Annotated in this window: 16 protein-coding genes, 1 tRNA gene, 1 pseudogene and 1 riboswitch; of the genes and pseudogenes, 11 read left to right on the top strand and 7 right to left on the bottom strand. The window is 66.3% G+C overall.

All coding sequences use genetic code 11. The annotated features are described in order from the left end of the window. The first annotated feature begins 335 nt into the window (after positions 1–335). Both IE243_RS08480 and IE243_RS08475 read left to right on the top strand, forming a co-directional pair. Positions 336–1,127, top strand: a complete 792-nt coding sequence (locus tag IE243_RS08480) for an enoyl-CoA hydratase-related protein (RefSeq protein ID WP_191318937.1) — start codon at positions 336–338, stop codon at positions 1,125–1,127. A 450-nt stretch (positions 1,128–1,577) separates the two neighbouring features. Next, entirely contained in the window at positions 1,578–2,201 is a 624-nt protein-coding gene (locus tag IE243_RS08475; protein WP_191318936.1) for a hypothetical protein, read from the top strand. Positions 2,202–2,275: 74 nt separating this feature from the next. Here IE243_RS08475 and IE243_RS08470 read toward each other — a convergent pair whose 3' ends face one another. Further along, positions 2,276–2,455, bottom strand: a complete 180-nt coding sequence (locus tag IE243_RS08470) for a hypothetical protein (protein ID WP_191318935.1) — start codon at positions 2,453–2,455, stop codon at positions 2,276–2,278. 669 nt (positions 2,456–3,124) lie between these two features. On the opposite strand from IE243_RS08470, the pseudogene IE243_RS23910 reads away from it, so the two are divergent. The 7 genes and pseudogenes from IE243_RS23910 to IE243_RS08435 form a co-directional block, all read left to right on the top strand. Further along, positions 3,125–3,376, top strand: a pseudogene (locus IE243_RS23910) (site-specific integrase); the annotation flags it as partial. Positions 3,377–3,412: 36 nt separating this feature from the next. Beyond that, a tRNA-Ser gene (locus IE243_RS08460) sits at positions 3,413–3,502 on the top strand. A gap of 512 nt (positions 3,503–4,014) precedes the next feature. Further along, positions 4,015–4,252, top strand: a riboswitch (cobalamin riboswitch). Positions 4,253–4,500: 248 nt separating this feature from the next. Then, positions 4,501–5,289 (top strand): hypothetical protein, encoded by a 789-nt coding sequence (locus tag IE243_RS08455; RefSeq protein WP_191318934.1) that lies wholly within the window; start codon positions 4,501–4,503, stop codon positions 5,287–5,289. Continuing rightward, positions 5,289–7,553 carry a TonB-dependent receptor gene (locus tag IE243_RS08450; protein ID WP_244642987.1) on the top strand — a complete coding sequence of 755 codons (2,265 nt, stop codon included), beginning with the start codon at positions 5,289–5,291 and terminating at the stop codon, positions 7,551–7,553. Before IE243_RS08455 ends, IE243_RS08450 begins: the two co-directional genes overlap by 1 nt. Before the next feature lie 68 nt (positions 7,554–7,621). Next, positions 7,622–8,557 (top strand): ABC transporter substrate-binding protein, encoded by a 936-nt coding sequence (locus tag IE243_RS08445; protein ID WP_191318933.1) that lies wholly within the window; start codon positions 7,622–7,624, stop codon positions 8,555–8,557. Between the two features lie 2 nt (positions 8,558–8,559). Continuing rightward, positions 8,560–9,576, top strand: coding sequence for a FecCD family ABC transporter permease (locus IE243_RS08440; protein WP_191318932.1), 1,017 nt, complete (start codon positions 8,560–8,562; stop codon positions 9,574–9,576). After that, entirely contained in the window at positions 9,573–10,316 is a 744-nt protein-coding gene (locus tag IE243_RS08435) for an ABC transporter ATP-binding protein (protein ID WP_191318931.1), read from the top strand. The genes IE243_RS08440 and IE243_RS08435 overlap by 4 nt, the downstream gene beginning before the upstream one ends. Positions 10,317–10,490: 174 nt before the next feature. On the opposite strand, the gene IE243_RS08430 is transcribed toward IE243_RS08435, so the two are convergent. From IE243_RS08430 to IE243_RS08415, 4 genes are all read right to left on the bottom strand, one after another. Continuing rightward, the gene (locus IE243_RS08430) at positions 10,491–10,769 is read right to left on the bottom strand and encodes a copper-binding protein (protein WP_191318930.1); all 279 of its coding nucleotides are present in this window, start codon (positions 10,767–10,769) and stop codon (positions 10,491–10,493) included. 149 nt (positions 10,770–10,918) lie between these two features. Beyond that, complete coding sequence (locus tag IE243_RS08425) at positions 10,919–12,361, bottom strand: multicopper oxidase family protein (protein WP_191318929.1); 1,443 nt, start codon at positions 12,359–12,361, stop codon at positions 10,919–10,921. A gap of 11 nt (positions 12,362–12,372) precedes the next feature. After that, on the bottom strand, positions 12,373–13,896 hold the full coding sequence (locus tag IE243_RS08420; RefSeq protein WP_244642985.1) for a TolC family protein: 1,524 nt from the start codon (positions 13,894–13,896) through the stop codon (positions 12,373–12,375). After that, positions 13,893–14,105 carry a hypothetical protein gene (locus tag IE243_RS08415; protein ID WP_191318928.1) on the bottom strand — a complete coding sequence of 71 codons (213 nt, stop codon included), beginning with the start codon at positions 14,103–14,105 and terminating at the stop codon, positions 13,893–13,895. Before IE243_RS08415 ends, IE243_RS08420 begins: the two co-directional genes overlap by 4 nt. A gap of 477 nt (positions 14,106–14,582) precedes the next feature. Here IE243_RS08415 and IE243_RS08410 point away from each other — a divergent pair, with 477 nt between their 5' ends. Both IE243_RS08410 and IE243_RS08405 read left to right on the top strand, forming a co-directional pair. Next, the gene (locus IE243_RS08410; RefSeq protein WP_191318927.1) at positions 14,583–15,392 is read left to right on the top strand and encodes a response regulator; all 810 of its coding nucleotides are present in this window, start codon (positions 14,583–14,585) and stop codon (positions 15,390–15,392) included. After that, entirely contained in the window at positions 15,392–16,771 is a 1,380-nt protein-coding gene (locus IE243_RS08405; RefSeq protein ID WP_191318926.1) for an ATP-binding protein, read from the top strand. Before IE243_RS08410 ends, IE243_RS08405 begins: the two co-directional genes overlap by 1 nt. A 306-nt stretch (positions 16,772–17,077) precedes the next feature. On the opposite strand, the gene IE243_RS08400 is transcribed toward IE243_RS08405, so the two are convergent. Both IE243_RS08400 and IE243_RS08395 read right to left on the bottom strand, forming a co-directional pair. After that, the gene (locus tag IE243_RS08400; RefSeq protein ID WP_191318925.1) at positions 17,078–18,118 is read right to left on the bottom strand and encodes an alcohol dehydrogenase family protein; all 1,041 of its coding nucleotides are present in this window, start codon (positions 18,116–18,118) and stop codon (positions 17,078–17,080) included. A 431-nt stretch (positions 18,119–18,549) separates the two neighbouring features. Next, positions 18,550–19,545 carry a GDP-mannose 4,6-dehydratase gene (locus IE243_RS08395; RefSeq protein ID WP_191318924.1) on the bottom strand — a complete coding sequence of 332 codons (996 nt, stop codon included), beginning with the start codon at positions 19,543–19,545 and terminating at the stop codon, positions 18,550–18,552. Between the last annotated feature and the right edge of the window lie 57 nt (positions 19,546–19,602).

Below are 19,602 nucleotides of genomic sequence, written 5' to 3'. Positions count from 1 at the left end.
GCCCTGGCGCCTGGTTTGTCTTGCGACACGTGTTGCACTGCTTTGGTATGCGCTTCACGCGCCACTTCACGCGATCCCGCCTGGATGCAAATTTGTATCCGGCGGGCTCTGTCGCCGACCTGGCTAGGCGCTACCTTTGCCGGTGGGTGATGCGGCGACGGATTGGCTGGCCCCTTCGGGAGACCGCACGATCTGCCGCCGAGCGGGCCGCGCCGGCCGCGCGTTCTGCCTGCCTTGACACCGGAAATACCGCCATGCCCAGATTCCGCGCGCGGTGGAACTCCGTCTGGAACGCCTCGCCCATCTTCGGAGATCAGCGTCGAACTGGAGTTCTCATGGCTCGCTACGTCACGGAAGACCTCGATCAGGGTTTGGCCATCATCACCTTGAACCGGCCAGACCGGCGCAACGCCATCAGCATGGAGTTGGCCGAGGACCTGGTGGCGGCCGTGGCGCGAGCCGCCAATAATCCTGACGCCAGGGCGGTGCTGCTGCGCGGCGCTGGCGGCTCTTTTTGCGTCGGCGGCGATGTCAAGGGAATGGCGGAGCATGGCCATGGCTCCGGCCCGATTGATCACCAGGTGAGCGAACTCCGTCGCGTCATGGAGGTTTCGCGCCTGCTGCACGACATGCGCAAGCCGACAATCGCCGCGCTCGACGGCGCCGCCGCGGGTGGGGGGCTTTCACTGGCGCTGGCCTGCGACCTGCGCATCGCCGCGAAGTCGACCAAGATCACCACCGCATTCGCCAAGGTGGCGCTGCCTGGCGATTTTGGCGGTACATATCTGCTCACCCGGCTGCTTGGCTCCGCCAGGGCGCGGGAACTGTTCCTGCTGTGCCCGCTGCTGACCGCGGATGAAGCGCTGGCGTACGGACTGGTGACAAAGGTCGTCGCAGACGACGATCTCCAGCGCATCGCCCATGAGATCGCGCTGGGGCTGGCCCAGGGCCCCAGTCTGACCCTGTCCTACATGAAGCAGAACCTCAATCTGGCCGAGACGGCTTCGTTTGAGGTCTGCCTCGACGCGGAGGCCTTGCAGCAGACGCGGGCGACCGTGACCGATGACCACAGGGAAGCGGCGCGCGCCTTCGTCGAAAAACGCCCCCCGCGTTTCACGGGCTCCTGAACCTGACGCCAGGGGCTGCCCGGCGATTCTGGCCTGCCAGGCCACGGGGTCTTCACCATTGCTTTCGCGGGAGCAAACGGTGGGGAAGGCCGATGACGTTCAATCTCTCCAGACGGCAATCCGGAAAGTTCAGCCAGGCGCCTGGCGGCGCGGCGATCGTGACAGGTCCCCGGCGCAAAACCGCATGCGGGTCGGGCAAACCATTGGCTTGAGAACCTCCGCCATGGCGCGTGGAGCGACGCCATTTGTGCGTGGCGGTTCGCCGCGCGCACGATCGATAATTGTCTGCGGGTGGAACAACGCTGACAGGACGAGTGTTTTTCCTGAGATGAGATCAATTGAACTCAGGAGGGACGCATGCCTCCCAATGGACGATATGGACGCCATCCGGCGCAGGCCAGAAGCCCGTGCAACAGCAATGCCGGCTGGAACCTGTGAAAGGAGAGCGCCATGACAACCGTCACAGCTCTTTTTGACACCCACGAACACGCCATGGTTGCGGCGGAGCAGCTTCAGGCCCTTGGCGTAGCGCCTGCGGACATCAGCATTCTCGCCAATAACGCCGACGCCTGGTATCCCGGAAGCACAATCGATCAAGAAGTCGTCGGGGGCATTCTTACCGGCGCCGGGACTGGCGCGGCGCTTGGCGGAGCCGGCGGATTGCTGGCCGGGCTTGGCCTGTTGACCATTCCGGGCATCGGTCCTGTGGTTGCCGCCGGCTGGCTGGCCGCCACTGGTCTGGGGGCTCTTGCCGGCGCGGCCGCCGGCGGCGCTGCGGGCGGCGTCGTCGGCGCCATGGTCGGCGCTGGCCTCACCGAGAGCGAGGCCCATCTCTATGCCGAAGGCGTACGCCGCGGCGGGTCCATCGTTTCTGCCCGCGTCGCGGAGGCCAAAGCCGCGCACGTCGCATCAGCGCTTCAACAAGCGGGCGCAGCCGATCTCACCCAGCGCGAGGCCTCGTGGCGTGACGAGGGCTGGATGCGGTTCGATCCGGACGCCGACGCCTGGCGAGACAGCAAGCTCGCCAAAGAACGCGAGCGGCTGGATCGCGCACGCGACAAGGCGCCTTCCTGAGCAAGGGAGAGCCCAAACCAGGCCGTTGACAACACAAAAGCCCCACCTGGTGGGGCGGGGCTAGGTTCCCCGCATCAGACCATGCGGACGTGGTCCTCCGGGCCAGCCACCATACCAGCGGCCTGGTCGGTCAACTGCAGGATATTGTTTCCTGAGCCAATCTCGCGCCCATTGAGATACAGCACCGCAGAGCCATGGAGCCCGACATGGATCTCAAACAGGTCAGGACGCCGCTCTGACCAGATGACGCGCATGGGCTTCCCCATGCCATCAGGTCGAACAAAACTGTTCCACCATAAACGCATAACAGCCTCCTGTCGCCTCGTTTGCTGAAGGAAGTCAGGAAGCTTACGCCTGACCCGGCGGAAAAACAGCATCGTTAACGACATCGTTTATTACGAAATGAAGACGTTGTTATATTTGAACCGCGATCAAGCTGGGATTTGAATTTTCCTGAGGACGCTTCCCCGATTGTCACCGACACCTTCAGGTGGCGGTGAGGGGTCTTTCCCGTCATTGCTTGCCGTACCTGTCGCTTCGGTCGCGATCCTGACAGGCCTCGCAAACTCGTCGGGCGCGAGGGGCAAGATTTGAAATCGTCTTGCTCTCACGATGTGTGGGAGCGTCCACCGCCACCACGGCCCGATCGCTCCAGCCGATTTTTTTTTCGCGTTCGGCGATGGTGGGGGCTTTCTCGACAGATCGAAGCTCATGGACTTCCGTCCGGATCACCCCGAGCGGCTGCCTGGCAGGGCGCGACCGTCGCACCTGAAGCTGTCCGGTGACGCGCCAGCGTACTTTCTGCATCGTCAGTCACGCCAGGAAGCTCCCCTGATTTCTGTAAGGAAGATGGGGGTAAGTTTGCGCAGGCTGCCAGCGATTTCGGTCATTTCAGCCGGACGCCGGAAGCGCGAGCCCAAAGGGAAAAGCGAGCGCTTTCAAGGTTCAGGCCTCATGATCTCCGGCGCGACCACGCCACCATGGCCTTGCGGAGCGGGATTGACATTTACACCCTGAGCCAGCATCTCGGGCACACGTCAGTGAAGACGCCCGGGATCAATCTCGCGTTCCTCACCCATGCGGCGGCTCCCGGAGCCAGGCGCGGTGGGTCAGGCGTCGGCACAGGTGGGCGCAAAAGTCGGCGCAGTCATGGCGGTTTCTCCATGATGTGCTGATGAAGGCGCCAATGGAAACAGCTGGTTAGCTGGGTTGGATGGGTGGCCGAGTGGTTTAAGGCAGCGGTCTTGAAAACCGCCGTGCGGGTAACCGCACCGTGAGTTCGAATCTCACCCCATCCGCCAAATCTGTTAAATTTCAAACGTTTGCCAACCATCTCACATCACGGGTGCGACCGTTCCGCCATGGGCGAAATGGGCCGGGTCAGGCCATGGCGCGCTGCGGTTGCGCAGGAATTTCCGAAAAATCCCGAAGATGTTTTTCCTGATGCTGCGGCTGTCCCGTTGTGACCGTCATTGCGGCCTTTCTCCCTCTTTCCTTGGCGGGTGAACCATCTGGAGGCGGCCGGGGGCTTTGCTGATTACGTTGGTGGGGGATGGAAAAGGTTGCGTTGTGGCCGCGGCCCGGCGTCAGCGAGCGATATCTTCCGCAAAGGTCCTGGCGCGCATGCGAAAGTCTTGGCGAAACCGTTGCATCGGCTGCGCATGAACCTGGCGTATTGGAGAGAACGCGGCGGGCCTTTCATGCCGGTATTGCCGACAGTTTCGCCGGGCGGCCGAATTTCAGATGAGCGTGCTGGCGCCGGTCGTGAGGTTGACAATTGTCAATTGAGGCCTTGACCGTTTCTGCCTGATCGATAGGTTGCGGCCGTCAGGGTCTCCGGTTCGCGCCGGAGCCTAGAGGGAATCCGGTGCGTTGCAGGCCATGGGGAAGGGTGGGCCCTTCCTTTTGTGCGCTGTGACCAGTCCGGAGCTGCCCCCGCAACTGTAAGCGGTGAGCAGGCGCTCAAGAAGCCACTGGCCCCAGGGCCGGGAAGGCGACCGTCGTGTGATGACCCGTAAGCCAGGAGACCTGCCCTGACCTGATGATGTCGCGCCGACGGTGGGTCGTGCAGTTGCTGACGGCATGCGCAGATGCGCATGATGATCTGCGCTGTTCAGCCCTGTCCGCGCCAGCGAGGGGCTGGTTTAGTGATTGTTTCCATAAGTTCAGGCGGTTCCGGCGCAGGCAGCTGCCGTCGCGCCATCGTGGCCGCCCGCCGGGGCGCGGCTGTCCCTGGCGGGCGGGTCAGGTCAAGTCTCATCGTATTGCAATGTTATAATATTGCAAATATGGAGAGAGCATGACCATGAACCGCCCGTTTTCCGCGCCGCCGATTCCTGAATCTGCGGCCGCGTTCGCCCCATTTCCCGCGTCGCCGGAAACCGGGCTGGCGCTTTATGCCGGGGCGATTGACGCCTCCGATTATGTGCCGCGGGTTGCGCCGGTGCTGCGGCGCCTGGCGCCGCATGTCGGCGACCTGCTCGACGTCGGCGCCGGCGGCGGCCAGCTGGGCGGCGCCCTGCGCGTTCCCGGTCGTGGCTGGATGGCTGTCGAGCCTTCCCGGGTGATGCAGGCGCGACTGGCCATGTTGCCGGCGCCGCCGGTGATCGTGCCGGCGCGCTGGGAGGAGGCGGGGGACCGCGTCGCGCCGGCCGACACGGTGCTCGCCGCCACCATGCCGGGATATTTTGGCGATGCGGCCGCGTTCCTCGCCTGGTGCCGCCGTTATGCGCGCCGGCGCGTGATCTGGCTGACGCCGGCGCAGCACGGCCCGCGCGGGCTGGTGCTGGCGGCCTGCCTGCCGCGCGAATGGCATCGTGAAGACGAAACGCCCGGCATCGATCTGGTGCTGCCGCAGTTGGGCGACGACCGGCCCGACCATCTGGAGACGGTGGACTGGACCTTTTCTCTCGTCACGACGGATTTGCCGCAACTCGCCTCCTGGATGGCGGACCGGCTTGGCTGGTCTGCCGGCGACAGCCGCCGCGCCGACATTTTCGAACATCTCGCCGCCCAGGCGATCGCGACGCCAGAAGGCATGCGCCTGTCCTGCAGCCGTCGCTCCGCAGTCCTGATCTGGAACCTCTGATGCCGTCTCCCGCATTCCGCCGCAAGGGCCTGGCTTGCCGCGCACTTGCCGCCACCACCGCGCTCGCCTCCGGCGCGCTGGCGACCATGCTGTCGTCTGGCGTCGCCTGCGCCCAGGCTGCGCCTGCGCAAGCAGCTTCCGCCCAGCCTGTGACGCCGCCGCCGGCCGTAGCCACAGATGAAATCGTTCTTGACCAGCTTGTCGTCACCGCCACCGGCCGTCCCGAGCCGCGCAGCCAGATCACGGGCACTGTCCAGGTCATCGACCAGAAGCAGATCGAGCGCTCAGGAGCCAAATCGATCACGGGCGTGCTGGCGGAGAATGGCGTCGGCTTCTTCAGTGAATGGACGCCCGGCCAGACCTCCATCAATATTCGCGGCGGAGCAAGCGACGGCCAGGGCAAGGATTTCCGCAGCCAGGTGCTGGTGCTGATCAACGGCCACCGCGCCGGCACCGCCAATTTGTCCAAACTGTCGCCCGCCAATATCGAGCGCATCGAGGTGATCCGCGGCCCGACGTCGGTGGTGTATGGCAGCCAGAACATTGGCGGCGTCATCAATATCATTCTGAAAAACGGCCGCACCAATCCTGGCGCCGATCTCAAGGTCACCGGCGGCTCCTGGGGGCTGGGGCTCGGTCAGGTCCAGGTCGGCGGCGTCAGGGATGGTTTCGACTGGTATCTCGGCGTCGATGGCGGCCAGCGCGGCGACTACCATGCGGGTCGTGGCGGCTCGAAAATGGAGAACACCGGCTGGAAGCGCTTCGGCATGCTTGGCGCCTTTGGCTACCAGATCAATCCGGACCACCGGGTCGAGGCCAATATCCGTAGCGACGGCGTCTATGACGTGGGATTCCGTGGTTCCGGAGCCAATATCTTCAGCACCGACGACCGCTACAACAACTCCGCCGACGTGACCTACAGGGGACAGACGCCAGGCGGCCAGCACCGCTGGATGCTGCAGGGCTACGCGGTGACCGACGTGGACGATTTCCATTGGGCCTCGCCGGTGATCCGTGGTTCCAACGGCTTGCCGGCCAGGGGCACGGCCGCCGACTACAACCGTCGCCGGCTTGATATCGTCGGCACGCGCCTGCAGCCGTCCATGACCCTGTGGGAAGGCAATGACCTGTTGCTGGGCTGGGACTGGGAGCAGAGCCGCCTGCGCTCCACCCGTGACCGCATCGGCGTGACCGGCAATCCGCTGGCCCAGGCATCGCCGCAGGACAACAACCAGCACGAGACGGTGAACGCCCTCTACATCGAGGACGCGCAGAAATTCTTCAACGACCGCCTGACCATTCGCGGCGGCGTCCGGCGAACCTTTGGCGAAACCAGTTTCGACTGGACGCCGAACCTCGCCGGTCAGGCCCCGCGCGCGGTCGACTATCAGGCGACGACCTATTCCACCGGGGCCGCCTTCCGGGCCACAGATCAACTGACCTTCCGCGTCGGTTACGCCACCGGTTTCCGCGCGCCGACGGCGACGGAACTGGCCGCCGATTTCAACACCCTCAGCGGCGGCCGCATCTTCGGCAATCCGGCGCTGCGGCCGGAGGAAAGCCACCAGATCGAGGCTGGCGCCGCCTGGTCCGGCCATGGCCTGAACGTCGATCTGGCGATCTTCCAGAACACGATTTCCGATCGCATCATCACCCGCAACAGGGCCGGCGTCGCCAACACCTCCGACTACGCCAACAATTCGGCTGACGTGGTAGTGCGCGGCGTTGAGTGGCAGGTCAGCGCCGATCTGCTGCGACTGGCCAACGTGGGCGAAACCAACTGGCGCTGGACGGCCTACGTCAACGGTTCGTGGAACTTCGACATGGTGGACAAGGGCGTGGCCCTCACCGCCAACAGCCACAAGCCGGAGCGCATGTACCTGTACCAGGCGGCGGTCGGCACGCGCTTCGGCCAGGTCGACGTGCGCTATCCCTGGTCGCTGCAGATCACCGGCGTGCTGCGCGGGCCGGTATGGTACAACACCGAAGAAAACCTGCTGATCCCGTTCGCCGAGCCCAATCGCGACTGGATACATCGCAAGGGGCCGTTCTGGGTGTGGAATATCCGTGGCGAAGTTGAGGTGATGCAGGGCGTGAAGCTGTTCGGCTTCGTCAACAATCTGTTCAACAAGAACGAGCACCCGCTGTTCATCGGCGTCGACCGGCAGCCGTACAAGCTCGACGCCCGCTTTGTGAATGGCGGCGGAGCCGGCACGTCCATGCCGGGCATTGAGGCCCAGGCCGGCCTGCAGGTGCGGTTCTGAGCCCGCATCCGGACATCCGGCGGCCATGGCCGCCTGACGTTTCCAGATGGCTACTGGCTGGCCGCCGCATGCCGCTGCTGCTAGCCGCCATGACATGGCTCGCTCCTGGTGCAGGCGGCGCTGGCGCGGCGGCGGCGCGCCAGCCCTGGCCGGTTCAGGTGACGGACGGCGTCGGTCGCCAGATCGCCATTGCCCGGCCGCCGCAGCGCATCATCCCCATCTTCGCCTCCAACGCCGAGCTGGTGGCGGCGCTGGGGCTTTCCGACCGCATCGTCGGCGTGGAAGCCTACACCCGGTTTCCGCCAGAGCTGACCCGCAAGCCGCAGATCGGCGGACGCCTTGGGTTTTCTGTCGACGCCATCGCCGCACAGCGGCCCGATCTGCTCATCGTCACGCCGGCGCGCCAGGCCATGCACCAGCTCATCGATCCGATGACCCGGCTCGGCGTCCCTGTCATTGTGCTGCTGGCCCGCGATGTCGGCGAGGTGCTGGGCAATTTGCGCCTGATCGGCCAGGCGACCGGGGAGGCGGCCAAAGGCGAGGCGGTCGCCGCCGCCTTGCAGGCGCGGCTCGACAAAGTGGCGGCGATGACGCCTGTCCGGCGGCCCTCGTTGGTAATGCTCACCGGCCGCCCTGGCAACGGCCTGGCGCTCATCGCCCGCGCCGACACCTACACCGGCGACGCCATGGTGCGGGCCGGCGGCCGCCACGCCCTGGCCCGCAGCGTGGTCGCCCAGGTCTCGCCCGAGGCGGTGATCGCCGCCGATCCGGACGTGCTGCTGTTCGCCGGTCGCGGCGAAGACCTCGAAGCCCTGAAGGCCCAGCCTGGCTGGAAGCTGCTGCGCGCCGTGCGCGAGGGCAGGGCCTGGACCGTGACCCGCGCCGAATTCCTCATTCCCGGACCGCGCACGGTCGACGGCATTGAAAAGCTGGCCGCCCGTCTGCGCGATGTGACCTTGCAAGGCGGGCAAGCAGGCGCCGCCGCCAGTCCGGCCCGGGAGTAGCCATGACGCCGCAAACCGACCGCCGGCTCCAGCCCCGCCGCTTCCTCCTGCTGACCCTGTTTCTCGCCGGGGCGCTGCTGTTTGGCCTCGTCGCCGGGCACGAATGGGCGTCGCCGGCGCGGCTGGCCCGGGCCTTCGCCAACAGCGGCGGCCATGACATGACCAGCCAGCTGCTGGTGGTCTGGCGACTGCCGCGCGTGCTCGCCGCCGCCATGGTGGGAGCGCTGCTCGGCGTCGGCGGCGCCATCTTCCAGGGCGTGTTCCGCAACCCGCTGGCCGAGCCATATCTGCTCGGTGCCTCGGGCGGCGCCGCCATTGGCGCCACCATCGCCCTGCTGGTTCCGCTGGGGCTGCCCGGCGGACCGGTTCTGGCGGCGCTGTCGTTCCTCGGGGCCTGGGGCGCCACCTGGCTGGTGCTGGGCGCCGCCGGCCTGCAGGGGCGGCCAGACACGGCGGGGCTGCTGCTCGCTGGCGTCGCCGTCGCCGCCATGCTCGGCGCCGTGCGCTCCTTTCTGATGCTGGCCCTCTCCGACGATACGGTGAATCTGCAGGTTGTGCTGAGCTGGACCCTCGGCGGCGTCCAGACCCCGGACGCCGGCGGCCTCGCCATTCTGGCTCTGCTCACCGCTGGCGCGCTGGCCGTCTCACTGCCGCTGGCGCGTGGTCTCGACCTGTTGGGGCTCGGCGATGACCAGGCCTTCGCCTTCGGGCTTGATCCGGCCCGCTTCGAACGCCGCGCCGTGCTCGTCGGCGCCGCCGTCGTCGCCGCCGCCGTCGCGTTCGGCGGCCTCGTCGCTTTCGTTGGGTTGATCGCGCCTCATATCGGCCGCTGGCTCATCGGCCCGCGTCATCGCGCGCTGTTGCCGGCCAGCGCCCTGATTGGCGCGGCCCTGGTCGCCGTTTGCGACGGCGTCGCCCGCGCCGCGCTGCCGCCGGCCGAAATCCCCCTGGGGCTGGTGACGGCGCTGATCGGCGGGCCGTTTTTCCTGATCCTGCTGATGCGAAGGCTGCGGGCATGATTGCCGTCGATTGCGCCAGCGTCTCGGTCGGACGCAAAGGGACCAGTCTGCTGCGCGACATCAGCTTTCGCCTCAATGGGGCCGGCTTCGTCGGCGTTCTTGGCCCTAACGGGGCCGGCAAATCGACCCTGCTGCGCGTGCTGGCCGGCCTGCGCGCCCCGGATGCGGGCGAAGCCCGCTGGAACGGCCTGGCGACGCCCCGGTGGCCAGCGCGCAAGCGGGCGGCGTTTTGTGGGTATTTGCCGCAGCAGTTCGCCCCGGCCTGGGACTACGAGGCCGGCGACATCATCGCGCTGGGGGCCGGGCGGGCCAGCGCTGGCGACGCCAGCCCCGGGCATGTTCTGGCCCGCTTCGGCCTGACGGCGCTGGCGCGCCGGCGCTGGAGCATGCTTTCCGGCGGCGAGCGGGCGCGGGTCATGCTGGCGGCGACGCTGGCGACCTCGCCGGCCCTTGTGCTGGCCGACGAGCCTGGCGCCAGCCTCGACGTACGGCACAAGCTCGATCTGTTGCGCCGGCTCAGGAGCGCGTCGACGTCGTCGCTGGTCGTCGCCGTCATGCACGACCTCGATCTGGCCCTGCGCTTCTGCGACCGCATCCTGTTGCTGGAGGAAGGCGCGCTGGTCGCCGACTGCAGTCCCGACGACCTGCTCGCCGGGGACGCCCTCGACCGGGTGTTCGGTCTGCGTCTGCAAAAGGTCCGCCGCCACGATGACCATGACTGGGTCATCGGGCTGGGGTGATGGCGCCCGGCGCATTTTCCCGCCCGCTGGCCCGGGCGCTGGCGGTGGACAAGAACCGCAGCGCCATGGCGCTTTATCCGACGATCTGAATCCCGGCGCGTTGACGCCCCGCGATTTCAGGATGTCGCAGCGCTTGCCGGATGACGGCGGCGCCGTTTCGGGCGTGATCCAGGATCAGCCCTTTTTCCGCAGCTTGATCACCGTGATCTGTCCATTGACGCGCTCGGCGTCGAACAGAATGCGGTCGCCAGCCATCAGGCCCTCGAGCATCGCGGGCTCGCCCGCGCGAAACACCATGGTCATGCCGTCCATCTCCAGATTGCGGATCGGGCCATGGTCGATGGTGAGCTTTCCCTGGGCCCTGTCGATTTTGGTGACCGTCCCGCTGACGGACTGGGCGGCCGCCGGCAGGGCGAAAGCGATGAAAGCAAGGGTCGTCGCCGTTCTGAGCATCTCGGGTTCCTTTCGTTGATGGGTGGTTTGCCGCCAGGAGCCATTGACCAGGCCCAAGATCAGGCGGCGAGGCCGGACGGGCTGGTTCCGGTAAAAGCCGGATGGTTTTGGCGTGAAGCGGGGCCAGTCGCCGGTTGCAGGTCACAACGTCAATGGCCGGCGTGTGGGTTTTTGGCGGGCGGCCGCGGCTGGCCGTCGGGGCCTGTCGCCGGCTTGCGCGGATCTTTGACCCGCCATGCCGGCGCACCGGCGTCGGTCGCTGGCGGCGCGGCGCGCGTCGGCGCGGGCGGCTGGCCCTGATATTCAAAGGCCACCGTTCCCTGGGGGTTCTTGTACCAGCCCGGGTCCTTGTAGTCGTTCTTCGCGAGCCGCTCGCGGACCTTCACCACGGAGAACATGCCGCCCATCTCCACCGGGCCGAACTGGGCGAAGCCGGTCATCATCGGCAGGGTGTTGTCTGGCAGGGGCATTTCCATGGAGCCCATTTCGCCCATGCCCGTCGCGCCCATCGGCATGTAGCCAGGCGCGAGCTTGCGGATGCGTTTGGCCAGCTCTTTCTGATCCACGCCGATATAGGTTTTCACCGAATGGCCCATGGCGTTCATGGTGTGGTGCGATTTGTGACAGTGGATCGCCCAGTCGCCGGGCTCGTCGGCGACAAAGTCGAAGGCGCGCATCTGGCCGACGGCGCAGTCGATGCTCACCTCGTCCCAGGCGGCGGCGGGGTCGACCCATCCGCCATCGGTGCAGGAGACCTTGAACTCGTAGCCGTGCATATGGATTGGATGGTTGGTCATGGTGAGATTGCCGAAGCGCACCCTGACCTTGTCATTCCTGCCGACGACGAGCGGATCGATGCCCGGGAACACCCGGCTGTTCCAGCACCACAGGTTGAAGTCCAGCATGGTGTTGACCTTGGGCACATAGGCGCCAGGTTCGATGTCAAAGGCGTTGAGCAGAAAGACGAAGTCGCGATCGACGCGGCGGAAGGCCGGGTCCTTGGGGTGGACCACGAAGAAGCCCATCATGCCCATGGCCATCTGCACCATTTCGTCGGAATGCGGGTGGTACATGAAAGTGCCCGAGCGCCTGAGCTGGAACTCGTAGACGAAGGTTTTGCCAGGCGGGATGTGTGGCTGGGTCAGGCCGCCAACCCCGTCCATGCCGTTAGGCAAGCGCTGGCCATGCCAGTGAATGGTCGTGTGCTCCGGCAGCTTGTTGGTGACGAAGATGCGGATCCTGTCGCCTTCGACCGCTTCGATGGTCGGGCCAGGCGACTGGCCGTTGTAGCCCCACAGATAGGCCTTCATACCGGGAGCCAGCTCCCGCTCGACCGGCTCCGCCACCAGGTGAAACTCTTTCCAGTCGCCGTTCATCCGCCAGGGCAGCGACCAGCCGTTCAGGGTGGCGACGGGCTGGTAGTCGGGACCGGTGGTGGGCGCGAGCGGCGGCTGGGTGGCGGCGTCCGTCATGGTGGGCGCCTCCGGAACGCTGGCGAAGGCCGCGCGGCCTGAAACCGCGCCGGTCGCCAGGCCGCTTGCCAGCGCCAGGCCCGATGAACCGAGGAACCCCCTGCGGGACAGATTGGTCATGGCTGGGCTCCCTAATGGCCTGCCGCGGCGCCGGCGTTGGCGAGGGCGGTTTCGGCCACGGCGCCGTCGCCTCCCACGCCGCCGCCAATGAGCGCGTGCCTGAAGTTGGTGTGGGCGATCCAGAAATCCCGTCGCGCATTGATGGCGGCGACATTGGACAGGATGCGGTTGCGGGCGTCGGTCAGCAGTTCTGTGACGTCAGTCAGCATGCCGTTGTATTGCAACAATGATTCATCCTGGATGATCTTGCGCAGCGGCAGGACGTTGTTCTGGTACTGGCGGACGATGTCGTAGCTGGCGCGGTAACTTGCGTAAGCCTCCCGGGCCTCGGACCGAACGTTGACGGCCTTCTCCGCCAGCCGGTTGGCCGCCTGCATGTAGGTCTGTTCCGCCATGGCCACCTTCGACTGCCCGAAGTCGTAGATGGGGATCTCGATATCCAGCTCCAGCGTCGAACTGCGCGCGGTGTCGCGCTGGACAGAACCGACCCCGGTGATCTCGCGACCCCGGTCGTACGTGCGACGGCCCAGCAACTCGGCGTCGTTGATGAAGCGCACCGCCTGGGTCAGCCCCAGGGAGCGCGCGAGCAGGGCCAGTTCGTTGCGAGCGATCTGCATGTCGACGCGCTGGCGCAGGGCTTCAGCCTCGATGGCCTTCGCGGTTTGGGGGCGTGGCGTTGGCGGCAGGGCGGAAGGCAGGCGGAAACGGGCGTCGGCGCCCCACAGACCAAGCTGCCGCACGAGGCGTTCGCGTTCCTCGCCCTGGCGACGCCGCGCCTCCGCGAGTTGCACGGTGAGTTCGGCGTCGAAGGCGAATTCACGCGCCTGGTCGATCTTGTTGACGCCGCCACTCTCGCCGAGGCGCCGGAACAGCTCGGTCGTCGCCGTGGAGGCGGCGCTGGCCTGCTGGTAGAAGGCGACCTGGGCGTTGGCGGCGACGGCGCGCCAGTATTGCCGGCGGGTGTCCGCGGCCAGTTTCAGCACCGCCTCGGCCGTTTGCTGCTGGGCGATCCTGAACTGGTCGCGCGCGATCTCCGCCCGCGCCGGCAACGTGGCGAGGGCCAGCAGATTGCCGACGATCTGCCGCTCGATCTCCACCTCAAACCGGCCCGAGAGCTTCGAAATGCCGAAGCGGGGATTGGGCGGCAGGCTGGCCGAGACCATCTGCGCCTCGGCGACGCCCAGCCGGTTGAATGCGGCCTGCAGGCCGCGATTGTTCAGCAGCGCCACCTGCACCGCCGCATCGGCGGTGAGTTGCTGGCGCAGGAGCCGGTCGACTCCCTCCTTCGCGGCGGCGGCGGACTGGTCGTCGCTGATGCGGACAACCTCCTTGTCGATGCTGGCGCTGGAGCCGCTGACCACGCTCGCCATGCCGCCGTCGCCGGAAAAGCCGACGCAGCCGGTCAGCAACAATGCGGCGCCGGAAACCAGACCAGGCCGCAGCAGGCCGCGCATGCGCCGCCCCGTTTGCGGCATGGCGCCGGCTTTGCCAGAAACTGCGCTGGTCAGGATGGGAGAACGGCTGCGACGGATCATGTGGCGGGTCCGCTTCGCGGAGTGACCTGGCGGTTGATCTCGCGCCAGTTCATGGGGCCAGCCGGCCGTAACGTCGCCGCGCCAGCGGTCACGCTGCGGTAGGTCGCCGGCGGAACCGGCGCATCGGGGTTCGCGGGGCGGGACAGGCTGTCCGGAATCACTGGCGCGGCGCAGCCGCCAAGCGCCAGCAATGCGACCGGTAAAAACATCCTGGGGCCGCGTGACGTCAGGCCGGAGCGGAAGCTTGCGCCAGATGATTGGTTCGACTGGTATTTTTCGCTGCAAGCGGCGCTCGCTCCGCTGAAAAATGCTCTGGCGACATTCACGCTTCTGTCCCTCCCGGCGGTGCTGCGGCTGGCGTCAACGGAATAGCCGCTGCGTCGTCCTGACTGCTGGAAGGGGTAGCAACCCGTCGCGCCGCCCGTCCGTTACAAATTGTTTCAAACCGGCGCGGGTCGCCGGCGGCGAGGCGCGCTATCTTCAGTGGGGCCGGATGCGCCGGCAGGCGGGAGGCGCCCGGAGGCGTTTCAGCCGCCTGGCTTGCGCCGCCCTGGCTCGTGCAGGTTTCAGGCCCATGGTCGCTGTGCTGGCGACGATTTCGGCCAGGCCCGCCGGCCCCAGGGCAATATCGGGAAAGCAACGGCGCGTTCCCCGGAAAACGCCATGCGCGAGAGACTTGAGAAGCGATGCAGCAGCCAGAACCACCGGCGACGCCCGGCGCGGATCACCCCGGCCAGGATCAGGCGCAAGAGCATGGACTCGACTTCGGGCGTGTGCTCATCGTCGACGACGATCCCGAAATCAGGCTGCTGGTGGGGCGGTTTCTGCAGCGCCACGGTTATCAGGTGGCCGGCGCGGCCGATGGCGGCGCCATGATGGCCGCGCTGGCGCATGGCGACGTCGATCTGGTGATTCTTGACCTGATGCTGCCCGGGCGTTCGGGTTTCGATCTGTGTCGCGACGTGCGCGCCGTCTCGCAAATCCCGATCGTGATGCTGACGGCGCGCGGCGATGAAGCAGACCGCATCCGGGGCCTGGAAGGCGGGGCGGATGACTATATCGCCAAGCCTTTCAGCCCCCGTGAACTGCTGGCGCGGGTGCGCGCCGTCCTGCGGCGGGCGCGCGCCGCGCGTGGCGGCGGACAGGCCGGCGCCGAGACCGCGATGGTGACGTTCGACGGCTGGGTGATGGATCTGCGGCGGCGCGAGCTGTTTTCACCGCCTGGCGTGCTGATCGATCTGTCGACCGGCGAGTTTGACCTGCTGGCGGTCTTCGTCGAGCACGCCAACCGGGTGTTGTCGCGCGAGGCGCTGATGCAGTTCGCCAAGACGCGAACAAGCGACGACCCGTTTGACCGGACGATTGACGTGCAGATCAGCCGGTTGCGCCGCAAGCTGGGCGCTGACGCCAGCGGCGGACAGTTGATCAAGACGGTGCGCGGCGCTGGCTACATGCTGGCGGCGGATGCGCGACGCCACCAGCCCGGGGACGCCTGATGAACGCGATGCTCCGCAGACTCTGGCCCGACACGGTCGCCGGCCGGGCCATTCTGGTTCTGATCGTGGCGCTGCTTGGCTTCCACGCGCTGGGATACTGGGCATGGCGCGTTGGCGCCGATACCCTTGCGGCTTCGGCTTCCGACAGGGCGCTGGCGGCGCGCATGCTGTCCATCAGCCGCGCCGTCGCGGGCGTTTCCGGCGATGCGGAGCGAAGCCGGGTGGCCCACGATCTCTCCGACGCCAGCCTTGAGGCGCACTGGAGCAGGACTGGCCTCGCGCTGGACAAGGGAACTGCGGACGAGCGCGCCCGGATGATGGCGGCGCGATTGCGGGAGCTGGCGCCGGGACTTGCGCCAGCGGCGTTGCAGATCGGCTTCGCCCCGGCCGGGGCCCATGACCACGGCGCCGGGGCCGTCTGGCGGCACATGATGCTGGCGTCGCTGCGGCTTGATGACGGCTCCTGGGTCAACTTCTCCATATCCACCCTGGAGCCAGGTTCCCACGAGGACTGGGGCGCCTTCGCGATGATGATTTGCGTCGGCGTCGCCATCATTGGCGTCGCGGTCCTGCTGCTGCGCTGGGCGACATGGCCGTTGCGCGAATTGGCTCTCGCGGCGGAGCGGTTCAGCATCGACCAGGCGCCGCAGCCGCTGGCCGAAACCGGGCCTGTCGAAGTGCGGCGCGCGGCGCGGGCGTTCAACACCATGCAGGAACGCATCCAGCGGCTTGTGACCGAGCGCATGCAGGCCATGGCCGCGGTTTCCCACGATTTGAGAACCCCCATCACCCGGCTGCGGCTGCGCTCGGAAATGCTTGAAGACGCGGCGACCCGCCGTCAGGTCGACGCCGATCTGGGCGAGATGGAGACGATGATCGATTCAACGCTCGCATATCTGCGCGGCGGCAAGTCCGGGGAGCGCATGCGGCCGGTGGACCTCGCGCCGGTGGTGGAAACCATTGTTGACGAGTTCCAGGATCAGGGGCGCGACGTCTCTCTTGGCGGCGTCGATTCTGCTCCGGTTCTGGGGCAGGCCCCGTCATTGAAACGCGCGTTCTCGAACCTCATCGGCAACGCGCTGAAATATGGCGATGTGGCGCGGGTGACCACCGCCGCCGCGGGCGGCCATTTTACCGTAACGGTGGAGGACGAGGGACCAGGCATTCCGGCGGACGCGCGGCGGCGGGTCTTTGAACCCTTTGTCAGGCTGGAGGAATCGCGCAGTCGTGAAACGGGCGGATCGGGTCTCGGGCTGACCATCGCAAGAGCGGTGATCGTGGCCCATGGCGGCGAGATCAGCCTTGATGACCGGCCAGGCGGCGGTCTCCGGGTCGTCGTGTCGATCCCGCGGCCTGAAGCGGAAAGCCGGACGACCTGACGCCAGATCGCGGAGGCGCAGACGCATCATCGGCGATTGGCAAAGTCCACCTGAGCGTGGCGCATTTTTCCGCAGGAAACGCCGTGCGTCGTCATGGCTTTAGCCAAATCCCTTCACCAATCCAATGAGCCAGGCCCAACGTGGGAGCTCGCGGGGGAAGGGGCGCGCCAACGTCACCAGATTGGCTGGAAACGCCGGCGCGCCCTGATCTGTCTGACAAAAGCGATGAAGCATTTCAGGTGAACTGGTTTTCACCGGACATGCTCTGGCGCGCTGTGGCTGGCGCGATTTTCCGCCGGCCTGTTCTCAGGATCGCGTCAGCACGGTTTTGATCACGCCCGCCTCGCGCGCCTCGAACATCCGGTAGGCTTCGGCGCCAGCCTCCAGAGGCAGGCGATGGCTGATGTAACGCTCCGGACGCAGCCGGCCTGACTGCACCAGCGGGAACAGCGCCGGCAACTCCTCCGGCACCGAGCAGGTGCCGATGCGGAAGGTCAGGCCGGCGGCGAAGGCGCGCTCAAGCGGGAAGGCGTAGCGGCGGGACTGCTGGACGCCAATGACGGACACCGTTCCACGGCGCGTGACCAGGCGCAGCGCCAGGTCGACGGTCGCGTCGAGGCCGACGGCCTCGATCACGCAATCCACCTTGCGGCCGCGCGTCGCTTCGCGAATGGCGTCCGCGGCTTCATCGGGCGACAGGGCGATTGCTCCGGATTGCCGCGCCAGCTCGCGCCGCTCCTCCACGGGGTCGATGGCGTAGACCACATGCGCGCCCATGACGAAAGCGCTGTCCACCGCCATGAGCCCGATGGGACCAAGGCCGATGACAGCGACGCTGGAGCCGGGCCGGATGTCGGCGTTACGGGCGCCGAACCATGCGGTGGACAGGGCGTCGGTCATCATTAACGCCTGCTCGGCGCTGACCCCTTCCGGGATTTTCACGGCGTTCATGTCAGCGGCGGGAACGCGGAAGGCCTCGGCCTGCACGCCCTGGAGCCGGGCCGACAATCCATAGCAGGCGCCCGCGCCAAATTCGCAATGAATGACGTTGCCCGCGAGGCAGGAGCGGCAGGCGCCGCAGCCGACCGCCGCTGGCATCATCACCTTGTCTCCCACCTTGAGGCGCTGCACGGCGCTGCCGATCTCGACCACCTCGCCAACAGCCTCGTGGCCTACGCAAAACCCCACGTCAGCCGAAAAACCGTGGCCGTGATAGATGTGCAGGTCACTGCCGCAGATCGAGCAGGCCTCCATTTGCACGATGGCGTCACGATTGGACTGGAGCGCCGGATCATCCATGGAATCGCAGCGGATGTCGCGCGGTCCAAAATATCGCAAAGCCTTCATTGGTCGTTTCCGCCGTTCTTCCGTCTCGTCATTGCTGTGGCCTGCCTGGAGAGGCTGTCAGAAGCGCAATTACGACTCTTTTGGTATGTCCGCCAGACCTGGTCGCCACCATTGGTGGAGGGGGGCAATTCATTAACCCCGAATACCTTTGGGTTCGCGAGACAACCCGGCCTTAACCGGCTGTTTTCGCCATCGCCTGCACTTTCCCGGTCCACGCCGCGTGCGTGGGCGCACGCCAGCCGGGAAGCCTTTTGCGCATGCTCCAGCGCAAGAAATGCCCGATCAAACAGGAGGACGCCATGTCCATTGTTTTCGCAGTCATCGCAGGCGTGTTTGTCGCTGGTTCCGTGGGGGCGGCTGAATGGTTCAGCGCCAGCCGGCGCGTTCAGGGCTGAGGTCGGCGCAAGGCGTCGCGGCGCTTTTGCGAGACGTCATTCGGCAGCCTGACGCAGCGGGAGCTGCAGGCGCGCAATATCGGCGTCGACCATTTCACGCATGGTGTCGGCCGCGCCTGAACGCGGTTTCCAGCCAAGCAGATCCCTGGCCTTGCTGGCGTCGCCAAGCAGCGCGTCAACCTCTGCCGGGCGCAACAGAGCCGGATCGTGCGTGACGTGCCGGTCCATGTCGAGCCCGGCGTGGGCAAAGGCAACCCGGCAGATGTCGCGGACGCTCATGCTCGTTCCGGTCGCGATTACCAGATCGACCGGCTCAGGCTGTTGCAGCATGAGCCACATGGCCTCCACATAGTCGCGGGCATGGCCCCAGTCCCGCCGCGCCTCCATGCAGCCAAGCGATAGTTTTTGCTGGAAGCCGCAGCGGATCGCGGCGACGGCGCGACTGATGCGGCGCGTCACGAATTCTTCGCCGCGCAACGGGGATTCATGGTTGAAGAGAATGCCGCAACTGGCGTGCAGTCCAAAGCTTTCCCGGTAATTCACCGTCATCCAGTGAGCATAGAGTTTGGCGGCGGCGTAGGGTGAACGCGGCTGGAATGGCGTTGTTTCGCTTTGCGTGGCCGTGGCGGCCTGGCCGAACATTTCCGATGACGAGGCCTGGTAAAAGCGGGCGGACGGGCAGGCGATGCGCGTCGCTTCCAGCATGTTGGCCGCGCCCATCGCGGTGACGGAGCCGGTGAGCAGCGGCTGTCGCCACGATGTCATTACATAGGATTGCGCGGCGAGATTGTAGATCTCGTCAGGTCTGGCGTTCTGCATGGCGCGCAGCAGGCTTGAAAGGTCAAGCAGATCTCCTTCAAGCATTGTGACGTCCCGGGTGACGCCAAGCCAGTCCAGCCGCTCTGCGGTGAAGAAACCGGATCCGGAACGGCGAGCCAGCCCAAATACCTCATAATTCTTCGAAAGCAGCAATTTTGCCAGCCACGCGCCGTCTTGTCCCGTAATGCCGGTGATAAAGGCGCGTCTGGCCATGGATTTGGACCCCTTGAATGATTTCTTGTAACGTAAATTTAATTACATGATATTATT

Origin of the sequence: Camelimonas fluminis (genome assembly GCF_014656355.1) — a bacterium.
Taxonomy (GTDB): domain Bacteria; phylum Pseudomonadota; class Alphaproteobacteria; order Rhizobiales; family Beijerinckiaceae; genus Camelimonas; species Camelimonas fluminis.
The sequence above is the reverse complement of the archived record's forward strand: the minus strand, read 5'-3'. Positions and strand labels throughout refer to the sequence as shown.